The sequence below is a fragment of the Catenulispora subtropica genome (assembly GCF_039531675.1).
GTDB classification, from domain to species: domain Bacteria; phylum Actinomycetota; class Actinomycetes; order Streptomycetales; family Catenulisporaceae; genus Catenulispora; species Catenulispora subtropica.
Map to the genome: position 1 here is coordinate 49,369 of NZ_BAAAQM010000051.1, position 24,945 is coordinate 74,313.

Genomic DNA, 24,945 nt, shown 5'->3' on the forward strand with positions numbered 1-24,945 from the left:
GTGAGCGAGGCAGCAGTCCAACAGTTGACGACCGCGGAGTCCAAGCAGGTGTGGGACCGCTTTGACAACGCCTTCACGTTCCGTCCGAGCATGTACCAGTTTCCTGCGATCACCGAACCCACCGACTCCATCACCTGGAGCCTTCAAGCGCTGGAGGACGACCCCAGGCATCGCAAGCTCGACACGCTGGTCACCCTCATCCATGGCGCATTGGCCGCCTGCACAGCACCCGGCAACACGCTGTTGCTCTTGGAGTGGCAGCACACCAGCTATCGTCTCCGCCCAGACCAGCCCCCGACCGACATTTTCCTACCGGACGCACCTGAGGCATCCCCTGGCTGGCCACGCAGCCCCTACCCGGACGGCGACTACCCCATCCTGCTCGCCGAAGACTTCACCTACGGCACCTTCGGCCACCCATGGGAGCACTCACTCTGCCTGTTCGGCGCGAACCTGCTGGCGGCGGCCGCAGACGAGATCAACAGCCTCCTGAAGCACACGCTCCGACGAGCCGGCCGCCCAGTCCCGAACGGCTAGGCACCCCCGCGCCGCGATCCAGCCGCGACCATCCCGTGATACACGCCAGAGCCCTGAAAATGCAGGTGCCTGCTCGGCGCTTATGCCCGTGCGGGCTTGATCAGTTGGAAGCGCTCCGCGCCCGGCCGTCCCAGGGCGATGCTGTCGCGGAGGACCTTGTCGTGTGCTGCGGGGCCGATTCGCGTGCCCGTCAGTCGGCTGCCGTTGGGCCGTTCGATGTGGGCAACCCGGGTTGCGGCTTTCAGGGCGGTCCAGATCGCGCGTGTCTGGCTTGGGAGGAGGCGATGTGTGTCGGGATCGACGTCGGACTCGAACCAGCGCACGGCCAGTCGCCCGCTGCGGAAGTGCTCGTCACTGAAGCTGACAATCTGTGAGCGCAGGAGCTGCACGATGGCTCTGGTGGGCGGCCCGGTCGGCGGCCGGACGCCGTCGACGGGCTCGACGTCGGCGGGCAGGGAGGCCCCGATCGGCAAGCTCAGAAACGCTTGGACTCCGCCGCAGGTCAGGGCAGTCTCGATGGTGGGGTGGAGGTGCAGTTGGTGCAGGCTGCGTGGTCCGGGCTGGCTGCATCGCCAGGCGGCGTCCGGGAACGCGGCGGTGATGTGCTGCCCGAGAAGGACTTCATCCTCGGGCAGCAGCCACAGATCGGTTGACGTCTGAACCATCGGAGCAGCATGTCAGAGGCATCCGACGTGTTCCAGAGGATGGTCAGGCGCGGCGCAGTGCGACGACCTCCGAAGCAGTTGGTAGCCGTGGGCGTGCGGTTTCCGGGGCGGTGAGCAGGACGACGATGGTGATGGCCTCGCCGCAGTGCGGGCGGGGACGGGTTGCGGCCGGTTCCAGGACCTGCCGGTTCGTTGACGTCGCGTCACGGGGCGCCGTCAACGCATCGACCACCTGGCCCAAACGGCTGTGATCAAGCGATCTGACGTGCCGTTTCCTCCTGTTCGGCGGATCACAGCTTCTTAGAGCTCGGATTGCGGCATGATGCGCGGTCATGGGGCGGCAGATCGAGGAGGGCTTGAACGTCGTCGAGGCCTGGAACCGTGCCAACGCCGTGATCGCCTACGGCAAGTCCGGTGAGATCTCCACCAACCACAAGGAGGAGGTCGAGATGACCGTGGCGTGCCTGCGGATCCTGCAAGCAGGCCTGGTGTATGTGAACACCCTCGTGCTTCAGCACGTCCTAGCCGAACCTGAATGGGCCGATCTGCTGAGCCGGGCCGACCGGCGCGGCCTGACCGCGCTGTTCTGGGAGCATGTTCGCCCCTACGGCGAAGTCTGGCTTGACCTCGGACGGCGGCTCAGCATCGGCGAGAACCCAGACGAATAGCCCTGCCACCTGGGCGTTCGACCGGCACGGCCGGTATCAGAGTTCTACACTGAAAACCATCGGAGCCGGTCGTGGGGAGGGCCTGGTGTGATCGAGTTGGCGTCGGTGATTCGGGATCTGCGTGCGGAGTTGGAGGCGGCGGTGGTCGCAGCCGACGGTTCGGCGCTGCTGTTCGAGGTGGGGCCGGTGGAGCTGGAGGTGTCGGTCGTCGTGGAGCGGTCGGCCTCAGCGGGAGCGAAGGCGCGGTTCTGGGTGGTCGACGCCGGCACCGAGGGCAAGACTTCGTCGACCGGGACGCAGCGGGTGAAGCTGACGCTGACACCGAAACTGAGAGATGGCGGTTCGCCGCGGGTGTCCGGGCGGTCGCTGCCTGGCGAGCCGTGAGCACGGCTGGGACGCCGGGCGGGTGGGACGCGCGCCGGGCGGTGCAGACGGTCGTCGTGGACGCAGCCGGTGAGAAGTGGCTCGGCTCCGGCTACCTGGCGACCGCCGAACTGGTGCTGACCGCCGAGCACGTGTTGCACGGCGCGCAGGCGGCTGAGGTGCGGTTCGTGGACGCCCCCGGTCAGATGCGGAAGTTGTCGGCCGATGTGGTGTTCGCCGATGCCCGCGCCGACGTGGCGGTGCTGCGCCTTAAACGGCCCGAGACCCGGGGGGTTCCCGCGCTGGTGTTCGGACGGCCGGCAGGCCCAGTGGACTGTGACGCGCTGGGGTTCCCCCGGTTCAAGCTCAACAACGACCACCGCGCCGCCGACGTGCCCGGGGAAGGGTTGTACCGGGACACCTACCAGGCGGCGGGCGTGTGCCATCCGGAGGCCAACCGATATGCCGGAACGTTGGAGGTGACCGTGTCGGTGCCGCCAGGGCCGGACCCCGACGGTGCCTCGCCGTGGCAGGGGATGTCTGGGGCCGCGGTGTTCGCCGGTGGAACCCTGATCGCGATGCTCACCGAGCACCACCTGCGGCAGGGCCCGGGCATGCTGACCGCGTTCCGGGTGGACGGCTGGTACCGGCTGCTGGACCCTCGCAAGTTGGCCGATCTGGCCCGACTGATCGGGCTGCCGGAGACGATGGACGAGCTGGCCGTGGTCCGGGACGTCGGCGCCCGGTGGGAGACGGCGACCGGTGGTCCGTCGATGTCGCTGCCGCGAGACGTCGCGAACTACACTGGGCGAGCTGAGACCCTGGATGAACTTATAGCAGTCCTCGACGAACCGGCGCCTGTCCTGAGAATCCACGCGATCGATGGGATGGCCGGGGTCGGCAAAACCACCTTCGCTGTGCACGCCGCGCATCACTTGGCCAGCCGTTTTCCCGACGGGCAGTGGTTCGTACGTTTGCACGCACACACTCCCGGGGTCGATCCGGCCGACCCCGATCAGGTACTCGGCACTTTGCTGACCGCCGACGGTGTGACCGGCAACCTTCCTGACGGTCCGGCACGTGCAGGCCTTTGGCGCGCACGGACTGCGGGCCGGCGGATGCTGTTGGTGCTGGACGATGCGCTCAACAGCGCGCAGGTCCGCCCACTGCTGCCATCGGCCCCCGGCACCCTGGTTCTGGTGACTAGCCGCAGACCACTGACAGGTCTGGCCGACGCCACAGTGACCGGTCTCGAGGTGCTGAGCTCGCCGCAGGCCTGCGCGCTGTTCACCAGGATCGTCGGTCGACGGGACCTGAGGCCGGATGATCCGCAGGTAGTACGGTTGGTCGGGCTGTGCGGACACCTGCCGCTGGCCATCGGGATCATCGCAGCGCGTTTACGCCACCACCGGTCCTGGAGTGCAGAAGATCTGGTTGATGAGGTGACCGCAGTCGGTCCGCTGCCGGCGTTGATAGGGGAGGACGAAAGCGTCGCGACGGCCTTTCACCTGTCCTATCGGGACCTGAACTTCCTCCAGCAACAGATGTTCCGGTTATTGGGCGCATCTCCGGGCATCGACACCGATGTCGGCGCAGCAGCAGCGATGCTGGAGGTCGACCCGCTCGCGGCCAAGCGTCTGCTTCAGGATCTGGAAGAACACCACCTGCTCGACGAGCCGACCCGCGGTCGCTACCGGATGCACGATCTGGTGCGCGAGTATGCCCGCACCCTGCCTGATGCTGATCCAGAGCACAGCAGGACGGCAGTCGACCGTCTGCTGGTCTACTATCAGCGAACCGCCGCCGAACATCGGCTCCACGGCACCGAGGCTGAGCTCTCCTGGCTGCGCGGTGAACGGCCCAACCTGCTGGCCTGCGTCGAATACGCCGCCGACCGGGGCCGGAACGAGGCCCTCATCACCCTGACAGCCGACTTGGCACCCCTGCTGTTGATCGAGGGCCCGTGGTCTTTGGCCAAGACGCTGCACGCCAGGGCGATAGGGGCAGCAGAACGCTGTGGTAACCGGCCTGCCCTGGCCACCGCCCTGGACAACCTGGGGCGTGTGCAGTCGATGACGGGCGACTACACAGACGCAATCGAATCCTTGGAACCTGCCTTGGTGCTGTTCCGCCAGAGCGGGGACCAGGTCGGGCAAGCTGCTACCCTCAACGATCTGGGCCGCATGCGCTACAAAGTGGGCGACTATCCCGGCGCGAACCGAGACCTCGAGCAAGCCCTGGAACTGGCCCGCGGAAACGAAGACCCGACCCGATGGGCCGCTGTTCTCCACGATCTCGGACGGCTACGGTCCAAGAACGGCGACCGCGCCGGAGCGCTTCGCGACCAGCAGCAGGCCCTGGAGATATACGAGGATGTCGATGACGGAGTCGGCTTGACCGCGGTCCTCATCGAACTGGGTCTCACCTGGCCGGATTGCGACGACACGGGTGCCATCCGATACCTTAACAGGGCCTTGGACCAGGCTCAGCTGGCCGGCAACCTGATCGGTCAGGTCGACGCGCTTTACGGACTGGGAACGCGATCCCAGTCCGACGACCACGACCGTGCGATCTGGTTTCTGCAGCAATCCCTGGAGCTGGCACGCCACACAGGTGACAGGTTCGGGCAAGCCAATGCCCTCTATGGCCTAGGAACCGTGCTGCGACGGGCCGGCGACTACGACGGCGCGATCCGGTTTCTGGAGCAGTCCCTGGAACTGGCCTGCCAGATGGGCCACCGGCTCGGGCAAGCAGAAGCCCTGGAAGAACAGGGTGAATGCCTGGCAAGCACGGAGCGGGCAACGGAGGCGGTGGTTTGTCTTCGCCGAGCCTTGGACATCTATCGCGGGCTCGGTCTCCATCAACGCGACCAGCATGTCGCCGCCCGGTTGGCGGCCTTTGATTTAGAGAATACTGATTCTCCAAACTAGATCCTGCCACGGGTTCACAGAACACGCTCTCAGGTGCCCCGCAGAGCCCGGATACAGGTTCAGAGAACAGGGAACGGCTTGGGGCGGCTCGGCGGGGACGTCGTCCGGCGGCCGTCCCGGACCAGTTCGCCACGGTGCTTGACGACTACACCCGGCAGCTGGCGCAGGCGCCGTTCTCGGCGCATACCCGGCGCACCTACGTCTCCAAGGTCCGCCGGTTCCTCATCCGGCTCGACACCTGCCCCGTCGGCGACGGCGACCCGCTGGGCGACAAGCGGGCGCGGGACTGGACGGCGCGCGACTACCGGACCCACCTGCTCGCCGTGGTCAAGCGCGAGCCGGCCATTGTGAACAATGCCCTGGCTGCCCTGGACGACTTGTACACCCGGCGCGGCCTGGGTCCGGCCGACGCCAAGCGGGCCGAACTGCCCGAGACGGCGCCGCGGGCGCGGGAGTCGCGCGACCGCCTGCTGTTCCTGCGCGAGGTCGAACGCTGGCCGAACGTCCGCGACCGGGCGATCGTACTCGTGCCTTTCTACGCCGGAGCCCGCATTTCCGAGGTCGTGGCCCTGGATGTCGAGGACGTCCGCATGTCCAGGAGGGTCGGCGAGCTGCGCTTGTACGACAAAGGCAGCAAGGTCCGCACCGTCCCGATCAGACCCCGGCCCCGCACCGCTCTGGACGATGGTCCGCCGACGGCGGCCAGCCGGGCTTCGGCTCAGCGTCTTCGGCCTTGTCGCGGGGGTTGGCAGCCCGGTCGCGGCAGCGGCGCGAGCGGTAGGTGCCGTCGTCAAGGTCGTGAAGGACTTCAGATTCCGCTGGTTGATCACCTCGAACAGCAGCGAGGCGCCGTCGTCGGGCAACGGCAGGTAGTCCAGTTCGTCGATGACGAGGAGCCGCGGGCCGGCGAAGAGCCGTATGCAGGTTGACCAGCGCCCTTCGTGGGCGGCCTTGTGGCACTTGGCGGCCAGCTCGGCGGCGGTGGTGAAGCAGATCCGGTGCCCGGCCTCGGCCGTGGCGCGGGCCAGGCCGACGGCGAGCATGGTCTCGCCGACCCCGGGCGGGCCGACGAACAGCACGTGGGAGGTGTCGGTCGCGGTGTTCGACCAGGCCGAGGCCCGCGACTCGGAACACCGCCGCGACTGGGTCGTCCTCGTCGACGGCGCGAAGCACCAGATCGACCTGATCTGCGTCGAGGCCGAGCAGCGCGGCACTGACGTCACGATCGTGATCGACTTGATCCATGTACTCGAACACCTGTGGGGCGCCGCCTGGTGTCTGCACGATGCGGCCGACGGGCGGGCCGCCGAGGCGTGGGTCGCCCCCATGCCCGGGCCCCGCTGGCCGGCGCCGTCCGCGGCGTCGCAGCCGACCTGGACAAGCAGGCCCGAACCGCCAGACTTCGCGGCGCGAAACCCAAGGGCGTCGATGAGGCGGTCGGCTACCTCGCCGACAAGGCCGGACACCTGCGCTACGACACCGCCCTGGCCTCCGGCTGGCCGATCGTGACCGGTGTGATCGAGGGAGCATGCCGCCACCTGGTCAAAGACCGTCAGGACATCACCGGGGCCCGCCGGGACCCGGCCGGCGCCGAAGCCGTCCTGAAACTCCGTGCCCTGCGAAGCAACGGCGACTTCGATACCTACTGGGCCTGGCACGAGCAGCAGGAGTTCGCCCGCAACCACCAGGTGCGCTACCGCGACGGGCTCATACTCGCAGCTTGATCCGCCACATGCTCAGCGAGTCTCGGCCCGGGCAAGTTCACGTAGCTGGCGGGCGACGGCATGCGATCGGTGGTCGCCGATGACCGCCGTGGCGGCATCAAGAACGGCCGGATGAGCGTTGGCGACCGCGTAGCTTTCATCGGCTGCGGCGAACATCGCCAGGTCGTTGGTGTTGTCGCCGAAGCACACCATGCGCTCAGCGCCGACGAGTTCCTTGAGCGTGAGCGCGGCCTGTCCCTTGTTCGCCCGGAACTCGCAGATCTCCAGCCAGCAGTATCCAGAAACGTAGATGTCCGGGGAGTAGTGGCAGCACACGCCGGCATCCCGGCTCCACTGCTCGCGCATCGGCGCCAGCCGCTCCGGCGTGTCTACTGCGTTGATCGCGATCACGGTCTGGGTGTCGGTGACCGACAGGTCGGCCACCTGCCGGAGCCGGCGGTCACCCCCAGAGAGCCGCTCGGCGACATACGCGTGCATACCCGGGTTGCCCGTCCCCTGGTAGAAGACGTGCTCCTTGCCGAAAGCGTCGATCGTATACACCAGAGGATGCAGCCCGCACTCAAGGTAGCCCTCGAGAATCAACGACGTGGTCTTCGTCGGCAGCGGAAACCCGCCTTGGATCTGTTCGCCGTGAAGGTCCGCGAGATACCCGCCGTTGAGGAACGCGACAGGAAGGCATAGATCTACTCCGGCGAGTGCGCGGCGAGTCGACTCGCGTGCCCGAGCTGTCGCAGCTGTGATCAACACACCGGCCCCGATCAGCTCGTTCAGGATCGCCGCCGATTCACTGCTGATCTTCAAGTCAGCGCCCAGCAGCGTGCCGTCGAGATCAGTCACGAACAGCGTCCTGGCCGGCACGAACATGGGCTAAGCATCACCCGTCGACACAGGAAAGATCAAGATGCTCCGCCCAATCCCAGCCCGAACGGTCAGGCGGTCACATGACCGGCCAGACAAAACCCCGCAGACCACTCGACGGAGAACCTCCGCCGGCTGGCGCTGCACCCTGACGGCATGGCGCGGCGCGTGCTCAACCTCCCCGAATGGGGCCGCCACGTCACGGAGGCCATGCGCCAGCGCTTCCGCGCCAGCCCCGACCCGCAGCAGGAGAAGCTCCTGGCGGAGCTGGAGACCTGCCTGCCGAACGTCCGACCCGGGCCGGACTGTCTCGGATTCGCTGTGCCGCTCAGGCTGCGCACCGGTGCCGGGGACCTCAGGCTTCCCCACCCTGACCACGTTCGCCACCTCGACGGACGTGTCTTTGGCGGAGCTACACGTTGAGGCGCTCCTGCCTGCCGACGAGTCGACCGCGAAGCACTTGCGGGACTGCGCGGCGGCTGCGTTGAGGGAGCCGGACAGGGCCGACTTCGAAGGGACATATCGGGGCCCTGGCATGGCGGTGACATGCCAGGGCCGTCCGGAGGGCCACCGGAACAGTCGGCCGTAGAGCCGATGGTTCCGACCGGAACCCGCAGGTGTCAGTGGTAGGGCAGGTTGACGATGCTTTGGTTGCCGGTGGCCAGGGTGGTGGGGCTGGTGCCGATGGCGTTCCAGATTTCGATCTTGACGGTGCCGTCGGCGAGGTCGCAGTAGGTGCCGGTGGCTGTCTCCAGTCCGCTGGCCTGGGTGTAGTGCTCGTTGCCGGGCAGGTTGTCGGTGGCGAAGTAGTGGTAGGTCTCGATTCTGTTCCAGGTGCCGGATCCGGTGCAGTCGTAGGAGATGCGGACCTGGGTGCCGTCGCCCACGGCGGTGCCGGCGTCGATCGGCAGGTCGAAGGTGGTGGTGCCGGTGGTGTGGGTCAGGGTCAGCCCGGTGGCGGTGAACGTGACCGGGTTCGTCGGTGTCCCGTCGAAGCTGCCGCCACCTGCGGAGGGGATACTCATCGTGCTCGCGCTTGCGGGACTGGCCTGCGTGGTCCCGTTCGACTGCAGGTACAGCGTCGGCGAACCGCCACCCGACGACGAACTGGATGAGGTCGATGTCGGCGTGGGCGAAGGCGTTGCCCCGCTGTAGGGCAGGTTGACGATGCTTTGGTTGCCGGTGGCCAGGGTGGTGGGGCTGGTGCCGATGGCGTTCCAGATTTCGATCTTGATCGTGCCGTCGGTGAGGTTGCAGTAGGTGCCGGTGGCTGTCTCCAGTCCGCTGGTTTGGGTGTAGTGCTCGTTGCCGGGCAGGTTGTCGGTGGCGAAGTAGTGGTAGGTCTCGATTCTGTTCCAGGTGCCGGATCCGGTGCAGTCGTAGGAGATGCGGACCTGGGTGCCGTCGCCCACGGCGGTGCCGGCGTCGATCGGGAGGTCGAAGGTGGTGGTGCCGGTGGTGTGGGTCAGGGTCAGCCCGGTGGCGGTGAACGTGACCGGGTTCGTCGGTGTCCCGTCGAAGCTGCCGCCACCTGCGGAGGGGATACTCATCGTGCTCGCGTTTCCGGGACTGGCCTGCGTGGTTCCGTTCGACTGCAGGTACAGCGTCGGCGAACCGCCACCCGACGACGAACTGGAGGGACTGCTCGACGGTGTGCTGCTCGGTGTCGGGGTGGGAGTCGGCGAGCTCGACGACGGTGTGGTCGGCGGCGGGCTCGACGGGCCGCCGGGGGTTCCGACGCCGCCGGACGCGGTTCCGCCGCTCCAGGTGTTCGCGCCCGACGCGACCGTCTTGCCGGCCGGGACCTGGAGGACGGTCCCGTCGGAGAAGTGGACGGTGAGCGCGTTGCCGGTGATGTTGGCCGCGACGTAGGTCACAGCGCCGCCGTTGGTGAAGGTCGCGGTCAACGGATAGTCCGCGGTGATGGCGGTGTCGACGTGGCCGAGGGTGGCGAGGTTGTCCACCCAGTGGAAGGTGTGGGCCTTGCTGTCGCCCTCCTCGGAGGTGAACGTGCTGTTGGCGCGGAAGTTCGACAGCGCCTGGCCGCCGTCGCCCAGGGCCAGGTATTCGTCCCAGATGTCCTGCCAGACGGTGGGCTGGGCGCCGTTCAGCATGGTGGTCAGGTCCTTGTAGTCGGCCAGGACCGAGCTCGGGTCGTCGCCGAGGTACAGGTGGCCGCCGGTGACCGGCAGCAGGTTGATGCCCTGGATCTGGGCGGGGTTGCTGGAGAACCAGGTGGAGTAGGCGCCGCCGTCGCCCCAGACCATCCCCACCTCGTGGTGCGGGAAGGAGGCGGGGTAGGCCTGCCCGCCGGCGTCGAACCAGTAGTCGTGGATGGCCGCGGCCTGCGTGGTGTACAGGTAGACGCCGGCGTCGCGCACCGCGGTGTTGCCGGTGGCCTCGCCCCACTGGATCAGGGCGTTGTCGAAGTTCATGCCTTCGGAGGAGGACTCCTGGTTGTTGCCGGCGGCGAACGAGCCGTGCCCGGAGGCCCAGTCGTGACCGTCGTAGATGTCGAAGTCACGCAGGTACGGGAACCGGGTGTCGGTGCGGTCGTAGTTGTCGGCGTCCCGGATGAGCAGGTCGACCATGCCGCCGTACTGGCTGTTGGTGGCCCAGGAAGGGTTGAACTTGGCCAGCGTGGCCGCGGCGGCGATGAAGTAGCCGTAGTGGAAGTGGTGGTCGTTGAGTTCCTGGTCGGACCCGTAGGAGGCGGGGTACCCGATCAGCGTGCCCCAGTTCTTGTCGTAGTAGAACACGTGGGCGGTCTTGCCGGGTGTGGCGGTGAACCAGTCGGTGAGTTTGGCCTGGATCGCGGTCAAGGCCGCGTCGCGCACGGCGGTGTCGCCGACTTCGTCGGAGCTCTCGGCGAGCCGTGCGGCGCGGCCCACGGCCTTGCCGGTCCAGTAGGTGTCGTCGGAGACCTGCTTGAGCGGGTCGGCTTGCTCGGCGGCCAGGTAGTTCTGGAGGGTCGCGAGGTCCGGCCCGGTGCCGTCGGCCACTGCCGGAAGTTCCGGCAGGACGCCGTGGAACGTCATGGTGGTGGTGAAGGACGTGATGCCGGTCAGCACCTTCAAGGAGCCCCGAGGCGAGACGTAGGTCTGGGACAGCGGAGCGCCTGATGTGAGGTACTGCCACTGGTGGGGAAGCAGCGCCGCGACCGTGCCGGAGCCCGCGCCCTCGACGGCGTTGGTGGTGTAGGCGTAGGTGGTCGTCACCAGGCTGGTGGCGGGGTTGTAGTTGTAGGAGGCCGTGGTTCCGGTGACGAAATTGTAGGCGTCCTGGCGGTAGGCGGCGGCGAGCGCGGCACGGTCGGCGGCGGCCGTCGAGGGGGTGGTGGGCAGGACCGCCACGGAGAAGTAGTCCTTCCCCGCCAGTGTCGAGGTGAACGCCGAGCCGTTCTGCGTCCACGTCGAGCCGGTCGGGGCGAAGGCCACGTAGTCGTGGCCGTTGATGGTGAATCCGAGCATGGAGCCGGTGTCCGACCACACGGTCGGGGTCGCGCCGCCTGACGCGCTGATCTGCGCGGCGCCGCCGGTGGCCTGGAAGTAGGCGAAGGGCAGGCCCTCGCCGATGGTGGCGCGCAACGTGTGCGTGCCGTCGCCGAACCACGGGCTGACAGTCCAGTCGCTCCAGCCGTCGACCATGACCTGGGGCGCGTTCAGCTGGGTCACGCCGGCCACGAAGTCCTCGCTGTAGGGGAAGTGGTACTCCCCCACGCCGCCGGCGCTGCCGGTGATGGTCGGCGTCGTCGTGTACGAGAAGCCGAGGCCGCCGGGCTCGGCCTTGAAGCCCAGCGGGTGGGCGAACATCGGCTCGCCGTAGGCGCAGTTGGTCCGCTTCCACAGGATCGACGTCCACCAGTCGTTCGTGGGCACCGCCCCTGCGGGGGCGTTCGCGGTGACCCACTCGCGCGGGTTGGTGGACACCGATCCGCAGCCGGACGGCAGGGCTCCCACCGGCTGGGTGGTGAAGCCGCCGGCCCCGACGCCGTCGGCGTCCGCCGGGACCAGGACGAACAGAGTCAGCAGGCTGACCAGAACGGCCAGAACGGCGCCGAGGGCGATCAGCCGCTGGCCGGTCGGCATACTACGTCCAGCGGCCGCCGAGGTGGGTGAGGATGCTGCGACCGCCCTCGACGAGGAAGGTGGGGGTGGGGACCACGGTGCCATCATGCCTCCTGCGAAGCTGCGCATGGGTAGGGAAGATGGTGCTTTTGTGGGGTTTGACACCCTGAAAGTTGAGAGCGCTCTCAGCGACGCTCACCGTAGGGCGAGAGTGAGGGTGAGTCAATGGTCGTGTAACATTCACGCACTGGCAGGTAGAGAGCCTCTTGACACGGCGAAGCCCGGAAGCGCTCTCATGCTGTACGCCGCTCCTACACGTCGAACTGCCTCAACCGTTGCTGGTCGTTACAGCCATGGCAGAGGGCTACCACGGCTAATCAGCATTGACGTCCCCGCGGCAGGGTGACACTGTCGACGGTGAGGATGGAAGCGCTCTCATATCCAGCGCCGAGGAGGTCTGAGCATCAACGCCGACAAGACGGCCGAGCGGCCGACGCTGGACACGGTCGCCCGCGCTGCGGGTGTCTCCCGCGCCACGGTGTCACGTGTCATCAACGGTTTGCCGGGCGTCCGTTCACAGGTGCGGGACTCCGTCGAGGAGGCGATCAGCCTTCTGGGCTATGTGCCCAACCAGGCTGCACGGAGCCTGGTGACCAGACGAAGCGGATCGGTCGCCCTGGTGATCTCCGAGCCGGAGAGCGAGGTCTTCTCCGACCCCTTCTTCGCCACCATCGTCCGCGGCGTCGGCGACGAGTTGGCCGAGCTCGACCTGGACCTCGTCCTCATGATGGCCCGGCACGCCGGCCGGCACGACCGCATCGTCCGCTACGCACACAACGGCCACGTCGACGGCGTGCTCCTGCTGGCGATGCACGGGGACGACCCGCTGCCCGGACTGTTGCACTCCGCCGGCATCCCGGTCGTCCTCGGCGGCCGTCCGGTGAACTTGTCGGACGAGTGGACCTTCGTGGACATCGACAACGTCGGCGGAGCCCGCCTCGCCGTGGAGCACCTGCTCAGGCGCGGCTGCCGCCGGATCGCCACCATCGCGGGACCCCAGGACATGGGTTCGGGCCGGGCCCGGCTCGGCGGCTACCGCACCGCGATCGAGGCCGCCGGAACCCAGGCGGAGATCATCGAGTACGGCGACTTCAGCCAGGCCGGCGGCGAGCGGGCCATGCGCCGCCTCCTCGAGACCCATCCGGACGTCGACGCGGTCTTCGCGGCCTCCGACCGCATGGCGCTCGGGGCGATGACGGCCTTGAAGGCCGCCGGCCGCCGGATCCCCGGCGACGTCGCCGTCGTCGGCTTCGACGACAGCGAGGCGAGCCGGTTCAGCGAACCCCCGCTGACCAGCGTCCACCAGTCCACCGACGAGATGAGCCGCCGCATGGTGCGCCTGCTCCAGGCCCGGATGGACGGCGACCAGGCCCGGACGTCGGTCATCCTGCCCACGCACCTGGTCGCACGCTCGTCGTCGTGACCCCGCTGGAGCCCGATATGCCGGAACGTTGGAGGTGACCGTGTCGGTGCCCGGCTTCGAGACGTCGTGGGGTCAGGACCGGGATGACGGGGCTGAGGAGCAGTGCTACAGCAAGTAACCCTGAGAAGGATCATGGACCTCGATTCCGGCCCGTGATCCCGTGAGCCGGGAAACGCAGCTCTCGGCAAAAGCGATCACGGTGCCGGATCGGTCGAGGGGCGCATCCAGCTTGTGAACGGGCCGCTATGGTTCGTCGTCGATGAACTACAGGGGCGAGCGCAGGCTATGAGTGGTTCTGCGCGTTGGAGCTCGTGCGAAGCGTGATTGCGCAGGACCGATGGGAGGAAGCGTTTGGTCTGCTCGCTCCTTTTGTCGTCGTCGATCGCCGCACAACCGCCGGCCTTGGGGCCATGGCCGACCTGGGCTTCCTCGGCCGCGACAACGACAGCGGCGACCTGGTGGTGATCACCGGCTACTGGGCGACGCCGAAGCTCAAAATCACCACCAGCGCGAAGACCGCCGACAAAGTGATCGCGGCGGCCCACGCCGTCGTCGAACAGGGCTCGCCTAACTGAAGACAGGCGTGTGCTCGCCAAGTTGCGCACCGACTTCGTTCGCGCCACCAATCTCCTGCGGGTTCTTCTCGTTTCTGGCCAACCTCGAAGCCACCGCCGATAATCAGCCCGCTGCGTCCGGCCGGGAGGTGACGCTTAGCGGCCCCCTCGCAGCAGAAGATCTGTGAGTCGGACGAGCGTATCGGCCCAGGTGCCCAGGATGGCCGCTCGGCGCCACCGCTGAGCTTGGCGAGTTTCGTGGGCGTCGTCTGCGGACGCCTCGCCTATTTCGGCATTTCGGTCCGCGGGATGTGGTGTGGATGCGTCCGGTCTGACGCCGAGGTGATCGCTCATTGGTCTTCCTCGGTGAGCCATTCCTCAGTCGGGTTCGGCATGCGGAGGATGACCTCGTTGTCTACAAGCTCCTCGATCGGCGCACCTTTCGCGTTGATGGTCGACCAGAAGAGTTGGAGCGCGGTCTTCCCGAGCAGTGACGATCCGTTGGCCGAGTACAAGTAGGAATCGTCACCGGTCCGCGCAATGCGGTCAGCCAGCCCATCGGCGACGGCGATCAGTTGACTTGAGAGATCGCGGACGTCTCCGTCTTCGGCGCTGAAACCCAAGACTTCGAAGACCTCGCTGAAAGCGCTCAGCCAGAGCTCGAAGTTGCGTCGAAAGAATTCGCGATGCACTTCCTGGGCGGCTTCTCGGCAAGACGCATCAAGAACGGGGGCGGACTGAAGGAGGAAGGGGATCGCAGTCCTGTGGCGTAGACGGTCATCCAGGTGCGCTACCTTGGTCACCAGCGCGCTGAAACGTACGCGCCCCGCCAGCACCTTGCCCAGATCTGCGTGAAGTAGGCGCGCCGGAGCTGTTGGGATCTCCCAGAGCCTCGCAGTCACGAGGGCGTAATTGATCTGATCCAACCGGAAATCATCCCAGGACTTCCAGAAGCGGACCCACTTTCCCGGGGTGAGCTCTCCTTCCTCTCCTCGCCTTTCGATCTCCGCCTCGAGATCTTTCCTTCCCGGCCAAGGATGCGCTGCGAACCTTCCCGCGTCGCTGAGATTCGCGATGGTCATCTCCAGGCTTATACGCAGGAATGCGTGCACCTCGGCCCGACGAGCCATGACCTGCGGTTCTTGGAGATGCGCCAGGATCTTCGGCCAGGGCAGGCGTGGATCTTCAGGCGGCGGCTTGGGCGCCGATACATCTTTCATGGCCCGAGGCTGCCAGGGGCGGCCTTGATCCCGCAGGCCGTTGAAAACTTGAGAATGCTACGTGCAGGTAACGTGAATCAGCCGAGGCGCCCGCGGGCGGGCGAACGACCCATCAGCGGCTCGGCAGTCCGAGGCACAGGCAGGAACGGTTGCCGTAGGCTCTGCGGTCACAGGAACATCGCGGCGTCAGGGTACAGGTCACCAACACCACGGCGTCCCCGAAGTCAGCATCGACAACACCTACTTCGAGGTCTCGACGCTGCGCGGACCGTTGATGGATCATCCGGGGCGGGTCTCCCCCACTGGTAACCCCTTCGTCGAACATTCAATGCCGCAACTCGGTCAGCGTCGTCTGCGGACCCGTGTCGAACGGTCGTATTTGGCCCCATCCGAAGCTCCCATGCCGGAAACCTTGAAGCACCGTCCTGCCAGGACTGCCCCCGGCCAAGAACTCGCTTGCCCAGCCTTTCGAGCTGAGAACCGGCGATGGGCCTGCGAGCGGTCAGCTCGGGCACACAGCCCGGTGCACGAATCGCCGCAGGTGCCTACGGAAGGGCTCGGGCTGCTCCAGCCAGGGTTCGTGCCCGCCGCCGTCGATCCGGACCAACGGGACTTCGAGCCGGAGTGCGAGCGATTCCAGTGCTGATAGAGGCCGGGGATCGTCGACCCCGCCGAGCAGTTCGGTTTGCGCCGGCAGGCACGCTCGCAGTTCGTCGAGGTGCTGCTCAATCGGATCCGCACGGCCTTCCTTGCCCAGTTCGCTGTTCATAGCCCAGTTGACGGGGCGGCGTCTGCCGGCACTGTGCGCGGCCCAGCGCCAGCCGCGTTGAGAATCGGCATGGTCAGTGAACCAGGCCAGAGTTAGCAGTTCGACTTCCTGTTCTTCCGTGCGATGCGCCAACGCTTCCAGCTCGCGAAGCCGCTCCTGCTGCGACGCGGTCATGCGGCGCGCGCGTTCACCTCGGTATGCGGTGCGCCAGTCACCAACAAACGGTCCGCACAGCAGCAGCAGCGCAGCCACCCGATCCGGGTGCGTCAGGCAGAACCTGCTCGCCAGATCGGTGCCGTAAGAGTGCCCGATCAGCACTGCCTTGGGTGCGCCCCATGCATCCAGCAGTTCGGCGAGATCGTCGACATGGCGGGCGAGGGAATGACGGCCCTGCCACTCGGATCGGCCTGTGCCGCGCTGGTCGTAGCGGTATACCGGCGCGAGGTCCGCGATCATGGTGGCGACATCGCCCAGATAGTCCGGCAGGCCCGGGCCGCCATGGAGCATGACCACGGGTAGCCGCCGCGTCTTGTCCCCCACCGCGATCCAGCGGATCTGCACCTCGTCGATCATCCGTGCGAGGCCCTGTGTCTCCGTCGAGGTCACCGCAGAACCCTACAAGCCCGCACGCTGGGGGTCGTGCTGGCGGTGGAGTCGAGGACAGCCGGGATCCCGGATTCGTCCAAGAGCAGGCCTCGACATGGCGCGTGATGCCTCACTTGTCGGCTCCGATCGGTACGGTTCTGCCCAACCATTCCGATGATCAGCACAATGTGGGGTGCGCGATGGGTTCCTTCTACGACAACGCACTGGTCACCGCACCACTTGAGCGCGTAGTACAGACGCTGAGGTCCAACGGCGCGACCGGACTGGCAGTAGCGATAGCGCCCGGATGGACCATCGTCTACCCGCATGAGAACTTTGATGCGGCCAGTCTGAGCCAGGCGCTGGACACATCGGTTCTCACTGCTGATGTCCATGACTCCGACGTGTTGTGGCTGCAGATATGGACGGCCGGGAGTCTGGTCCATGAGTACTGCAACGCCCCCACGTACTTCGCTGATGAGTTCGACGACATAGACGGCGTGCCCCATGGCCGTGTCCAGTTCGGCGACGGCGAAGAGCGTTGGCTCCCGGTTGGTCCGATCGGCGTGCAAACCCGCCCGTTCGAGGTGTTCGCCGTCGGTGAGCCCGACACCGACGCGCTTCTGGCGGCGTTGTCGAACAAGCCGCTTGATCCCGAAACCCCGACCTACGAGGAGGGGTATCTGTTTGCCAACGGGCTGCACTGGGACGCGATGGCCGCTCTGGGCCTGCCGGCAAGACTCCTTACCACCGGCTACATCTACCTGAGCCACGCCAATGCACCTGGTATGGACTACTCCGCCTTCATACCGTTCGGTAATGCAGTCCAGCCGAATCCGGAATCCCCCCAGCCAGTGAGACGGTTCACGCAGGAACAGATGATGATGGTCCGCGAGCAGTCCCGGATGCAGGTAACCCTGTCCGGAGGCCCACGGGATGGCGAAGTCGAGTGGGTGCCTTTCCTCGCGATGCTCAACGGGATCGACAGCGGCGACGGCGGCTCGTACCGCCATGTCGTCGATCCTGACGATTCGGGGACGAATGCGTGGATCTATACGCCGGGCGAGCCTGTGTCGAATCACCCGTGGCCCGAGGAACTTGGATTCGGCGCTTGAACGCACGCGCGCCTCGACCATCCAAAACGCTGGGAGACGATCGCGTCAAACCTGGGAATCCACGATGGCAGAGACCGCAGAAGTCCTGGTCACACCACTTTCGCCGACGCCCCTGGCCAGCGTTCGCAGAATCAGCCGACAGGGGTCCAGTCTCGACCCCGATTACGGCTCCACGTCCACCAGCGGACCAGGGATGATCGGCACACCGGGCGCCCAGACCTGCACGGAACGGGCCGCGTCGGCACGGGCCCGATAGCTGCGTCGGTACGCCGTCGGCGAGGTCCTGAGAAGCTTGGCGAAGTGCTGGCGCATCGTCACCAAGGTGCCGAACCCGCAGCGCTGGGAGATTGCCTCGATCGGCAGGTCGGTGGTCTCCAGCAGCTCCTGGGCGCGCGCTGCCGCAACAACCACTGCAGCGGCGTGGTGCCGGCCTGTTCCCTGAACCTGCGGTTGAGTGTGCGCGGGCTAGTTCCCAGGTGCGATGCGATCTCTGACAGAGTCACCGTTCCCCCAGCCGTTGCCGGAGCCAGCACATCGTCGGCTCGAGCGATCCGTGGCCGCCGCCAGGTTCGGGGTGGTCGACGTACGGTGCCTGGCCTGCGTCGCGCCGGGCGGGTTTCCAGTGGGAATCCACGCCTGCTGAGATGGCAGCCATCAGCGATGCAGAACACGACCTGCGGTCCATCCTCACCGTGCAGGGCCTGCGGGCGTTCGGGTATGGCTTCAGCAGCGTGCTGTCGGGCACGGTGCTGGCCAGACGGGGGCTGTCCACCGCGCAAGTGGGGGCCGTGTTCGCCGCCACGCTCGCCGGTATGGCCGGTGCGTCACTGTTGGTGGGCCGGTACGTGGATCGGCTCGGCCGTCGCCGCGGCTACGTCACGATCTTGATCGTCATGGCGCTCGCTGCTGCGGTGCTCGCACTGACCGGCTGGCTCCCGTCACTGCTGCTGGCCGCGCTCACCGGCACGCTTTCCACCGACCCCAACGAGTCCGGGCCGATCACCACCCTGGAGCAGGCGATGATCGGCAGCTTCCCCGGGCCCGAACACGCACGCGTGTTCGCCGTCGACGCGTTCGCTGGCGGCTTCATCGTCCAGGCTTTCCCGGTGTTCTGGTTCGCCCGCCGCTACGGCGCGACCCCGCAGCTGATGGGCACCATGTTCTTCGCAGCCGGGCTGCTCCAAGCCGCCTCCAGCATCGCCGCAGGCAGGTTGGGTGATCGCAGCGGCTTGCTCAACACCATGGTGGTCACGCACATACCCTCCAACCTGCTGCTCGCAGCGATCCCTTTCACTGCGACGCTGCCGATCACGGTGGCCCTGCTGCTCGCCCGCTCCGCGCTGTCGCAGATGGACGTTCCTGCCCGCCAGGCCTACGTCATCACCCTGGTCGACCCGGGCGAGCGCACCACGGCCCTGGCTCGTAGGCCTTCCCGGCATCATCCGCGCCGGGAGCGTCCTCGGGTCACCTACCGCGAACGCACCGCATACCTCAGGTGCGTCACCCGGGGCGATGCCTCCGAACCGACCGGCTCGATCGCGATCTTGGACGCGTCGATGCCCTCGAACAGGCGTGAGCCGGCGCCGAGCAGGACCGGTGACAAGGCGATCGAGAACTCGTCGACGAGGCCGAGGTTGAGGTACTGCAGGATGGTTTCGGCGCCGCCGGCGATGCGGACGTCGCGGTCGCCGGCGGCGGCGCGGGCCTGGTCCAGGGCGCTGTGGGGGCCGTCGTTGACGAAGTGGAAGGTGGTGTCGCCGGGGCGTTTCCAGGGGTCGCGCCGGTGGTGGGTGAGGACGAACACCGGGGTGTGGAAGGGTGCCTCCTCCGGCCAGGCGCGCTCGCCGAGGTCGAACATGCGCTTGCCCATGATGCTTGCGCCGGTGCGTTCGAAAGTTTCCCGGGCGATGTCGTTGTCGCGTCCTTCTTCGCCGCCTTCGCCCTGGTTGAGGTTCTCTCGGAAGAACCGTTGGGGGAAGATCCACGCCTGCAGTTCCATCCACTGCGTCATCCAGTAGTCCAGCCTGGGGTCCTGCTTGCGCTGCTCGGGCGTGGCGAAGATGGCGTCCAGCGACTCCGGTGCGGTGAAGCCGTCCAGCGACATCGAAACGCTGAAGAACACTTTGCCGGGCATCAGGGGCCCTCCTTCTCGACGGTGATCGGGGCTGTCGGGGCGATCTCGGCGACGTAGGCGGCCAGGCAGTTGAGTGTCTGCTTGCCGCCTTCGATCACGTGGTACTTCTCCACGGCCTCGTCGCGTAGCTGTTTGGTGGGGAAGACGGTGCGCATCACGATCTGGGTCCCGGTGCCGTGGGGCGTGAAGGCCAGAGTCGACTCGAAGGAGTTCGGGTCGTCGCGGGACTCACCATGCAGCAGGGCGATCCGCTCCGGAGGGACGATCTCGGTCCAGGTGATCCACTCGGGGTAGTCGGTGCCGTCCGGCCCGTGCATCATGAAGTCCCAGACACCGCCCTCGCGGAACTCGAAGAACCGCGTGGTGGTGGTGAACCCCTCCGGGCCCCACCAGCGCGACAGGTGCCGGACCTGGGTGAACGCCTCGAACACCAGCTCCGGCGGGGCGTCGATGACCCGGGAGATCACGACCTCCCGCTCGGCCGTCGCCGACTCGGGCTGCCTTTGTCGCCTTGCCCCTGTCATCGCCTCAGTCCTCCTGCCGCGCCTGCTTGAGGTCCTGCACATACGTGTCCAGCCGGTCGAAGCTCTCGTTCCAGAACCGCTCGAATCCGCCGAGCCATTCGTGGACCGGCCGCAGCCCGCGGGCGTCCAGGCCGTAGAGCCGCTGCTTGCCCGCTCCACGAACCCGCACCAGCCCCACCTCTCGGAGCACCCGCAGGTGTTTGGACGCCCCCGGCTGGCTCATCCCCAACTCCCGCGCCAGGTCGGTCACCGGCCGCTCACCCGCCCGCAGCAGCGCCAGGATGTCCCGGCGCTGCGGCTCGGCTATCGCGTTGAACGCGTCCGACGTCGTCGCTGCTCGTGCCATGCCAGCCATCATATGCCCATATCGGAATACCTCAAGTCGGGCGAAGTCGATCCCGCAGCGTCCCGGGAGACAAGTGACGAGTGCACCGCTGCGCGACCGGCGAGCGGATCGTCCAGGTCGAGAGGCTGGACGGCGGCATCACGGCCGAGATGCGGAAGCTGACCATCGCCACACCGGGCGCGGATACCCGTGACATGGTGCTGCGGACCTACGTCGACCCGTTCGCCGTGGAGCACGCACAAGACTGGCTGGACCGGGAAGGCACCGCCCTGACACTGTTGGCGGGGACCGACGTGCCTGCGCCGGAACTGGTCGCGGTGGACCCTGCCGCCAAGCAGTGTGAATATCCGTCACGGCTGATGACGCACCTGGCGGGCCAGGCCGTTCTCGACGATGAGGGACTGAAGGCGCGGGTGCCTGCGCTGGCCCGCCAACTGGTGGCAATCCACGCCTTGCAGCCCACTGAACAGCCTCGCCGATACGTGGCGTTGAGCACCGCCGTCGTCCCGGAGGCCGCCGACGCAGGAGTGTGGGCTGCGGCGATCAACGTGATCCGCCGGCCCGCACCGCCGTTTGAGGGGCGGTTCCTGCACAGGGACTTCCAACCAGGCAACATGCTGTTCGAGGTGCTCGACGGGCTCGGCGAGATCGACCGGATCAGCGGGATCGGCGGGATCGGCGGGCCGCCGTCAACGCCTACAGCCGTACGCATCACCGGCGTCGCCGACTTGGCGGCGACCTCCTGGGGACCGCCGGACCTCGATGTCTCGCACTGCTCCACCAATCTCGCCCTGCTGCACGGCCCGACGTGGGGCCAGCAGTTCGCTGCCGCCTATGAGCAGGCCGGCGGCGTGCTGGCCGCGACCGACAGCGAACGACTGTACTGGCGGGTACTGGACGCACTGGCCTGCTCAGAAGAAGTACAGCTGGTGACACAGGCATGGCAGAAGGCAGGCAGGGCCGAGCTCACGACCCGAGTGGCGCAGCAACGGCTGGACAGCTACGTCACCGCCCTGATGGACGAACTGGGCTGAAGCCCGAGCCCGACAACATCTTCGCTCCATATTCGTTCGTGGAGCAGGCGCGCGCCGTGGATACTGCGTGGCGATGACGAGCTACGACGACCCCACGACGTTCCGGGGGCAGCTTCAGCGCGGACGCGGCGTCGCGGCACGCCGGGCAGCAAGCGTGCCGGGCGCCGGGGATGCGGTGTACGAGTGTGTGATCGTCGATCCGCGCTGGGATCGGCAAGTTGAGACGCGCGACGTCTACCTGGCCGCCCTGGTGCGGGAGCTGGCTCTGCCGCTGGTGCCGCTCGAGCAGCATCTGGCCGCATTCGATGGCGACGACCCGGATGACGTCGGGCTGCTGCTGGATGTGTTGGCGCTGCTAGCCTCAGCCGGGGCCCCGGACGCGGTCGAGGTCATGCGCCACTACGTGAGGAATGGAAAGCATTGGAACGCGGCGGTGAACGCGCTGGCGTTCGTCGATGCAGCTGAGGCGCCCGGTGTGCGGGACGATCTCATCGACGAAGCTGTTGCCTGCCGAACCGACGACGAACTCCAGGAGGTCGTCGACACCGGCGACGACAGCTGGATGCGGGGCCTGCTTGAGCGCGATCTGCGCATCAGAGGCTTCTACGACGACGGTGACGAGTCGCGTCATCCGGCAAAGGCCGCCGGCGCCGGCTGTCGACAATGGCTGCGCACGATCGCCGAGGCCCCGCGCAACGAGCTTTTGCAGCAGGTCACGCAGGGATCCTGCAGCCGACGATGGGCTCTGGAGGAGCTCGGGCGCCGAGGCGATGGGAGCGTCCTCGACCTCATCGAGGACCCGAGCCTGCACAACCCGGCCGGGTGGATACCCGGCGCCCCTCAGGCACTGGGGCACCTCGGAGCGGCTGCGGTCCCGCGTGCTCGACTCTGGCTTTCGCGCCAGGATGTCACGGCCGAGCTGGGGCTGAGGGTGCTGGCTGGCAGCGGCGACTACACCGATGTCCCTGTTCTCGTGGCGGCCTTGCGCAACGCCCTCGACGACGAGTCGTGGTGCTTCGCCGAGATCCCCGCCGAGGGGTTGGGCCGGCTTCAGGTATCCGAAGCCCTGCCCCTGCTGAGCGCGGCTTGGGAGCAGACGGCCCATTCCTATGCCCGGGGGCCGTTCCTCACGGCACTTCACCGCTGTGTGCCGGAAGCTGCCCAGACCACGGCCGCAGCCGATGAAGGGCTCAGCGATTGTGAGCCGACGGTACGGGAGATCGCCCAAGACCTTGGCGAGATGTGGGGTGTCACCGCCTGCTCATAGCTGCGGCGTTCATGAGCGCTATCCCGGCCTGATCCAGCAGGTGATGAAACCGGTCAGCGGACAACATCCGCCGATACGGCCGCGCGGCAGTGTGGAGCTGCGGATGATCGACGCGCTGCCGGGTGACCTGTGGATTTTGCGGCGATGGGTGCGGCGCTGCCTCCGTACTTGCGCTCAGGTCCGCTGTCCGCGCCCGGACACATCCCGCACCGGGGTGCGCCAGCGCTCCAGCGTAGAGACGCGTTCGCCCTCGGGCACCTTCAGCAGCCCGATCAGGGTTCGGCGCAGATCGGGACTCACCTCGGAATCGATCACCGAGTTGATCAGGGCGATCTCGCCGACGCGCACCTCGGCCGCCAGGCGGGCCAGGGTCGTGATCCCCGGCAGCAGCGCCCTGTGCCTGATCAGCCACACCACCGCCCGGTCGAACAACTCTCTCGGCCCCTCGTTGGACACCCACGCACGGCCGCGACGAACGCCCGCAGCTCCAGCTCGATCGCGTCGAACTCGCGGATGCCGAGCAGATCCCGGACCTCCCGGGCGTGATCCCACAGGGCCTGCTCCCGATCCGGGTACTGCGCCAGGCTCGACGCATCCACGCCGCCGAGCTGTTCGGCGACGAACTCGGCGACCACCGGCGGGACCTGCGCGGGCTTGGTCAGGAACGTGCCGAGCATCCGAACCGTGCCCCACTGCACCGCCCAGCCCAGCCGGTTGTACCCGCGCCGCTGCTCCCGCGGAGTCGGATCGCCGACGAACCGGCCGTAGCGGGCTACGTGCTCCTCAGAAAGGTTCTCTATCGACATGCCGCCAGAAGTCAGCCCCTGGTCAGAGCCCTGGTCAACGGCCGATCCTTAGCGTTGTCGCAGCGATAGTCCCAAGGCCCTGTGTTCACCGCCGAGGTGCAGTTGACGGTCAACGGGAAGGTCGACGATGCGGCGCTGGCTGTTTGAGCGGCGTTGTTTTAGTTGAGTGCCGCCGAAGGCGGCTCCGTATTGGTTGTGGGCAGGCTTGGGTGACTGTGGAGGTGGAGCGAAGCTAGGGGCCTGTTATCCACCTTTTTCTCTGCGGAATCCGCCTTGCCCTCGGTGGTGAGCACCGAACCGCGCGTGTCCCGGTCCGCCAGATGTAAGCCAAGCGCCGCTCGAGCTGGTCCAGGCACTTGCTCGCGGCGGACTGGCTGATCCCCATAGGCCAGCCGCCAGCCCCAAGCTGCCCAGCTCGGTCACGAGCGTCGGCAGCTTCGGGGTCGAGGAACGCAGCGTCCGCTAACGCGGGCGTACCCGAGGCGGACCATATTCGTGTACGTCTTCGCTTCGGCCATGACGACACCGTCCCGAATACGACCGTTTCCGGGACGGTGTTTGTCGAGTTGTACAACGTGAATCACTTGGGTGCGGGCCCCGTGAGGTATCGCTGTATCGCGGGGGCGACCCAGGCTGCGAGGTCGTCGACTTCAGCCTCGGCCAGCGGGGCGATGCCCAGCAGGTTGCGGGCAGCGGCCAGGCCGACGAGTTGGGAGGCGGCCAGGGCCAAGCGCAGAGGGGCGTCGGGGCGCCCGATGGCCGCTGCCACCGGGCGCAGCACGGTGGCGGTGAGGAACTCCCTGAGCACTTCGGCCGCTTCGTCGTCGGACATGGCGGAGCGGACCATGGCGCGCAGCTGCGGCCCAGTCGCCGGGTTGTCCCACAGCCCGAGGTAGAGCTTGGCGATGCGCTCACCGAGGTCTGCGTCCTGGGTGCCGACCAGGGTCGACAGGGCGGTCAGGAACTCTGTCGGCAGCTCTATGCAGGCTGTGAACAGCGCCCTCTTCGTGCCGAAGTAGTGGTGCACGACCGCCGGGTCAAGACCGGCCTCGGCAGCGACCCCGCGAATGGTGGTGCCGAGGTAGGCGCGGTCTGCGAACTGGCGTTTGGCGGCGGCCAAGATCTTTTCGCGCGATTGCGGGTCCCCGGTGCGGCGGCCGGCCGGACGCCCAGGCCGTCGCGCCGCGGGTACGGCCTGCGGGGTGTCGCTGCGCGGGTTCATGTGATCAGCCTAGCAATATCCAACGCATGTTGAATTTCTGTCGCGGCTCCACTACCGTCGCCTCCGCGCGGACC

The 24,945-nt window shown here is 67.2% G+C and carries 24 protein-coding genes and 1 pseudogene; 10 read left to right on the forward strand and 15 right to left on the reverse strand.

Annotated elements, in window-relative coordinates:
• The gene (locus ABD466_RS33655; protein ID WP_344661276.1) at positions 1–537 is read left to right on the forward strand and encodes a DUF2716 domain-containing protein; all 537 of its coding nucleotides are present in this window, start codon (positions 1–3) and stop codon (positions 535–537) included.
• 80 nt (positions 538–617) lie between these two features.
• Here ABD466_RS33655 and ABD466_RS33660 read toward each other — a convergent pair whose 3' ends face one another.
• On the reverse strand, positions 618–1,202 hold the full coding sequence (locus ABD466_RS33660; protein WP_344661277.1) for a hypothetical protein: 585 nt from the start codon (positions 1,200–1,202) through the stop codon (positions 618–620).
• A gap of 332 nt (positions 1,203–1,534) precedes the next feature.
• On the opposite strand from ABD466_RS33660, the gene ABD466_RS33665 reads away from it, so the two are divergent.
• The 3 genes from ABD466_RS33665 (at position 1,535) to ABD466_RS33675 (ending at position 5,163) form a co-directional block, all read left to right on the forward strand.
• Entirely contained in the window at positions 1,535–1,870 is a 336-nt protein-coding gene (locus tag ABD466_RS33665) for a Tn3 family transposase (protein ID WP_344661278.1), read from the forward strand.
• An 87-nt stretch (positions 1,871–1,957) separates the two neighbouring features.
• Complete coding sequence (locus ABD466_RS33670; protein WP_344661279.1) at positions 1,958–2,254, forward strand: trypco2 family protein; 297 nt, start codon at positions 1,958–1,960, stop codon at positions 2,252–2,254.
• A gap of 41 nt (positions 2,255–2,295) precedes the next feature.
• Positions 2,296–5,163 (forward strand): tetratricopeptide repeat protein, encoded by a 2,868-nt coding sequence (locus tag ABD466_RS33675; RefSeq protein WP_344661280.1) that lies wholly within the window; start codon positions 2,296–2,298, stop codon positions 5,161–5,163.
• Between the two features lie 785 nt (positions 5,164–5,948).
• Here the strand turns inward: ABD466_RS33675 and ABD466_RS33680 are convergent.
• Positions 5,949–6,251: pseudogene (locus ABD466_RS33680) on the reverse strand (ATP-binding protein); the annotation flags it as partial.
• 225 nt (positions 6,252–6,476) lie between these two features.
• Here ABD466_RS33680 and ABD466_RS33685 point away from each other — a divergent pair.
• Positions 6,477–6,887, forward strand: a complete 411-nt coding sequence (locus ABD466_RS33685) for a hypothetical protein (protein ID WP_344661281.1) — start codon at positions 6,477–6,479, stop codon at positions 6,885–6,887.
• Positions 6,888–6,899: 12 nt separating this feature from the next.
• On the opposite strand, the gene ABD466_RS33690 is transcribed toward ABD466_RS33685, so the two are convergent.
• Positions 6,900–7,751 carry an HAD family hydrolase gene (locus ABD466_RS33690; protein ID WP_344661282.1) on the reverse strand — a complete coding sequence of 284 codons (852 nt, stop codon included), beginning with the start codon at positions 7,749–7,751 and terminating at the stop codon, positions 6,900–6,902.
• A gap of 614 nt (positions 7,752–8,365) precedes the next feature.
• Positions 8,366–11,833 carry a glycosyl hydrolase gene (locus ABD466_RS33695; RefSeq protein WP_344661283.1) on the reverse strand — a complete coding sequence of 1,156 codons (3,468 nt, stop codon included), beginning with the start codon at positions 11,831–11,833 and terminating at the stop codon, positions 8,366–8,368.
• A gap of 475 nt (positions 11,834–12,308) precedes the next feature.
• On the opposite strand from ABD466_RS33695, the gene ABD466_RS33700 reads away from it, so the two are divergent.
• Both ABD466_RS33700 and ABD466_RS33705 read left to right on the forward strand, forming a co-directional pair.
• Complete coding sequence (locus tag ABD466_RS33700; RefSeq protein ID WP_344661308.1) at positions 12,309–13,295, forward strand: LacI family DNA-binding transcriptional regulator; 987 nt, start codon at positions 12,309–12,311, stop codon at positions 13,293–13,295.
• A 320-nt stretch (positions 13,296–13,615) separates the two neighbouring features.
• Positions 13,616–13,870, forward strand: a complete 255-nt coding sequence (locus ABD466_RS33705) for a hypothetical protein (protein WP_344661284.1) — start codon at positions 13,616–13,618, stop codon at positions 13,868–13,870.
• A 329-nt stretch (positions 13,871–14,199) separates the two neighbouring features.
• Here the strand turns inward: ABD466_RS33705 and ABD466_RS33710 are convergent, their stop codons facing one another.
• Together ABD466_RS33710 and ABD466_RS33715 are read right to left on the reverse strand one after the other, a co-directional pair.
• Positions 14,200–15,069, reverse strand: a complete 870-nt coding sequence (locus ABD466_RS33710) for a hypothetical protein (RefSeq protein WP_344661285.1) — start codon at positions 15,067–15,069, stop codon at positions 14,200–14,202.
• A gap of 502 nt (positions 15,070–15,571) precedes the next feature.
• Positions 15,572–16,444, reverse strand: coding sequence for an alpha/beta fold hydrolase (locus tag ABD466_RS33715; RefSeq protein ID WP_344661286.1), 873 nt, complete (start codon positions 16,442–16,444; stop codon positions 15,572–15,574).
• Positions 16,445–16,623: 179 nt separating this feature from the next.
• Between ABD466_RS33715 and ABD466_RS33720 the strand changes: the two genes are divergently transcribed.
• A complete protein-coding gene (locus ABD466_RS33720) occupies positions 16,624–17,538 on the forward strand; it encodes a hypothetical protein (protein ID WP_344661287.1) in 915 nt (304 codons plus the stop codon).
• 162 nt (positions 17,539–17,700) lie between these two features.
• On the opposite strand, the gene ABD466_RS33725 is transcribed toward ABD466_RS33720, so the two are convergent.
• The 6 genes from ABD466_RS33725 to ABD466_RS33745 form a co-directional block, all read right to left on the reverse strand.
• Positions 17,701–17,949 (reverse strand): helix-turn-helix domain-containing protein, encoded by a 249-nt coding sequence (locus tag ABD466_RS33725; protein WP_344661288.1) that lies wholly within the window; start codon positions 17,947–17,949, stop codon positions 17,701–17,703.
• Entirely contained in the window at positions 17,853–18,209 is a 357-nt protein-coding gene (locus ABD466_RS44555) for a helix-turn-helix domain-containing protein (protein ID WP_425558813.1), read from the reverse strand. Before ABD466_RS44555 ends, ABD466_RS33725 begins: the two co-directional genes overlap by 97 nt.
• A 455-nt stretch (positions 18,210–18,664) precedes the next feature.
• Entirely contained in the window at positions 18,665–18,790 is a 126-nt protein-coding gene (locus tag ABD466_RS33730; RefSeq protein ID WP_344661289.1) for a hypothetical protein, read from the reverse strand.
• 216 nt (positions 18,791–19,006) lie between these two features.
• Positions 19,007–19,672, reverse strand: coding sequence for a dihydrofolate reductase family protein (locus ABD466_RS33735; RefSeq protein ID WP_344661290.1), 666 nt, complete (start codon positions 19,670–19,672; stop codon positions 19,007–19,009).
• Complete coding sequence (locus tag ABD466_RS33740) at positions 19,672–20,196, reverse strand: SRPBCC domain-containing protein (protein WP_344661291.1); 525 nt, start codon at positions 20,194–20,196, stop codon at positions 19,672–19,674. The genes ABD466_RS33735 and ABD466_RS33740 overlap by 1 nt, the downstream gene beginning before the upstream one ends.
• 4 nt (positions 20,197–20,200) lie before the next feature.
• A complete protein-coding gene (locus ABD466_RS33745; RefSeq protein ID WP_344661292.1) occupies positions 20,201–20,542 on the reverse strand; it encodes an ArsR/SmtB family transcription factor in 342 nt (113 codons plus the stop codon).
• Positions 20,543–20,622: 80 nt separating this feature from the next.
• On the opposite strand from ABD466_RS33745, the gene ABD466_RS33750 reads away from it, so the two are divergent.
• Both ABD466_RS33750 and ABD466_RS33755 read left to right on the forward strand, forming a co-directional pair.
• Positions 20,623–21,576 (forward strand): phosphotransferase family protein, encoded by a 954-nt coding sequence (locus ABD466_RS33750; protein ID WP_344661293.1) that lies wholly within the window; start codon positions 20,623–20,625, stop codon positions 21,574–21,576.
• A 73-nt stretch (positions 21,577–21,649) separates the two neighbouring features.
• Entirely contained in the window at positions 21,650–22,843 is a 1,194-nt protein-coding gene (locus ABD466_RS33755) for a hypothetical protein (protein ID WP_344661294.1), read from the forward strand.
• A 174-nt stretch (positions 22,844–23,017) separates the two neighbouring features.
• Here ABD466_RS33755 and ABD466_RS33760 read toward each other — a convergent pair whose 3' ends face one another.
• The 3 genes from ABD466_RS33760 to ABD466_RS33770 form a co-directional block, all read right to left on the reverse strand.
• The gene (locus ABD466_RS33760) at positions 23,018–23,275 is read right to left on the reverse strand and encodes a hypothetical protein (protein ID WP_344661295.1); all 258 of its coding nucleotides are present in this window, start codon (positions 23,273–23,275) and stop codon (positions 23,018–23,020) included.
• Positions 23,248–23,649 (reverse strand): DUF4158 domain-containing protein, encoded by a 402-nt coding sequence (locus tag ABD466_RS33765; protein ID WP_344661296.1) that lies wholly within the window; start codon positions 23,647–23,649, stop codon positions 23,248–23,250. Before ABD466_RS33765 ends, ABD466_RS33760 begins: the two co-directional genes overlap by 28 nt.
• Positions 23,650–24,229: 580 nt before the next feature.
• A complete protein-coding gene (locus ABD466_RS33770; protein WP_344661297.1) occupies positions 24,230–24,871 on the reverse strand; it encodes a TetR/AcrR family transcriptional regulator in 642 nt (213 codons plus the stop codon).
• Positions 24,872–24,945: the final 74 nt, after the last annotated feature.

Bases quoted from the DNA above. Each gene is read 5' to 3' on its own strand.
- ABD466_RS33765 (WP_344661296.1), bottom strand. From the start codon at position 23,649: ATGTCGATAGAGAACCTTTCTGAGGAGCACGTAGCCCGCTACGGCCGG.
- ABD466_RS33695 (WP_344661283.1), bottom strand. From the start codon at position 11,833: ATGCCGACCGGCCAGCGGCTGATCGCCCTCGGCGCCGTTCTGGCCGTT.
- ABD466_RS33755 (WP_344661294.1), top strand. From the start codon at position 21,650: ATGACGAGCTACGACGACCCCACGACGTTCCGGGGGCAGCTTCAGCGC.
- ABD466_RS33690 (WP_344661282.1), bottom strand. From the start codon at position 7,751: ATGTTCGTGCCGGCCAGGACGCTGTTCGTGACTGATCTCGACGGCACG.
- ABD466_RS33720 (WP_344661287.1), top strand. From the start codon at position 16,624: ATGGGTTCCTTCTACGACAACGCACTGGTCACCGCACCACTTGAGCGC.
- ABD466_RS33735 (WP_344661290.1), bottom strand. From the start codon at position 19,672: ATGCCCGGCAAAGTGTTCTTCAGCGTTTCGATGTCGCTGGACGGCTTC.
- ABD466_RS33665 (WP_344661278.1), top strand. From the start codon at position 1,535: ATGGGGCGGCAGATCGAGGAGGGCTTGAACGTCGTCGAGGCCTGGAAC.
- ABD466_RS33770 (WP_344661297.1), bottom strand. From the start codon at position 24,871: ATGAACCCGCGCAGCGACACCCCGCAGGCCGTACCCGCGGCGCGACGG.
- ABD466_RS33745 (WP_344661292.1), bottom strand. From the start codon at position 20,542: ATGGCACGAGCAGCGACGACGTCGGACGCGTTCAACGCGATAGCCGAG.
- ABD466_RS33710 (WP_344661285.1), bottom strand. From the start codon at position 15,069: ATGAAAGATGTATCGGCGCCCAAGCCGCCGCCTGAAGATCCACGCCTG.
- ABD466_RS33740 (WP_344661291.1), bottom strand. From the start codon at position 20,196: ATGACAGGGGCAAGGCGACAAAGGCAGCCCGAGTCGGCGACGGCCGAG.
- ABD466_RS33660 (WP_344661277.1), bottom strand. From the start codon at position 1,202: ATGGTTCAGACGTCAACCGATCTGTGGCTGCTGCCCGAGGATGAAGTC.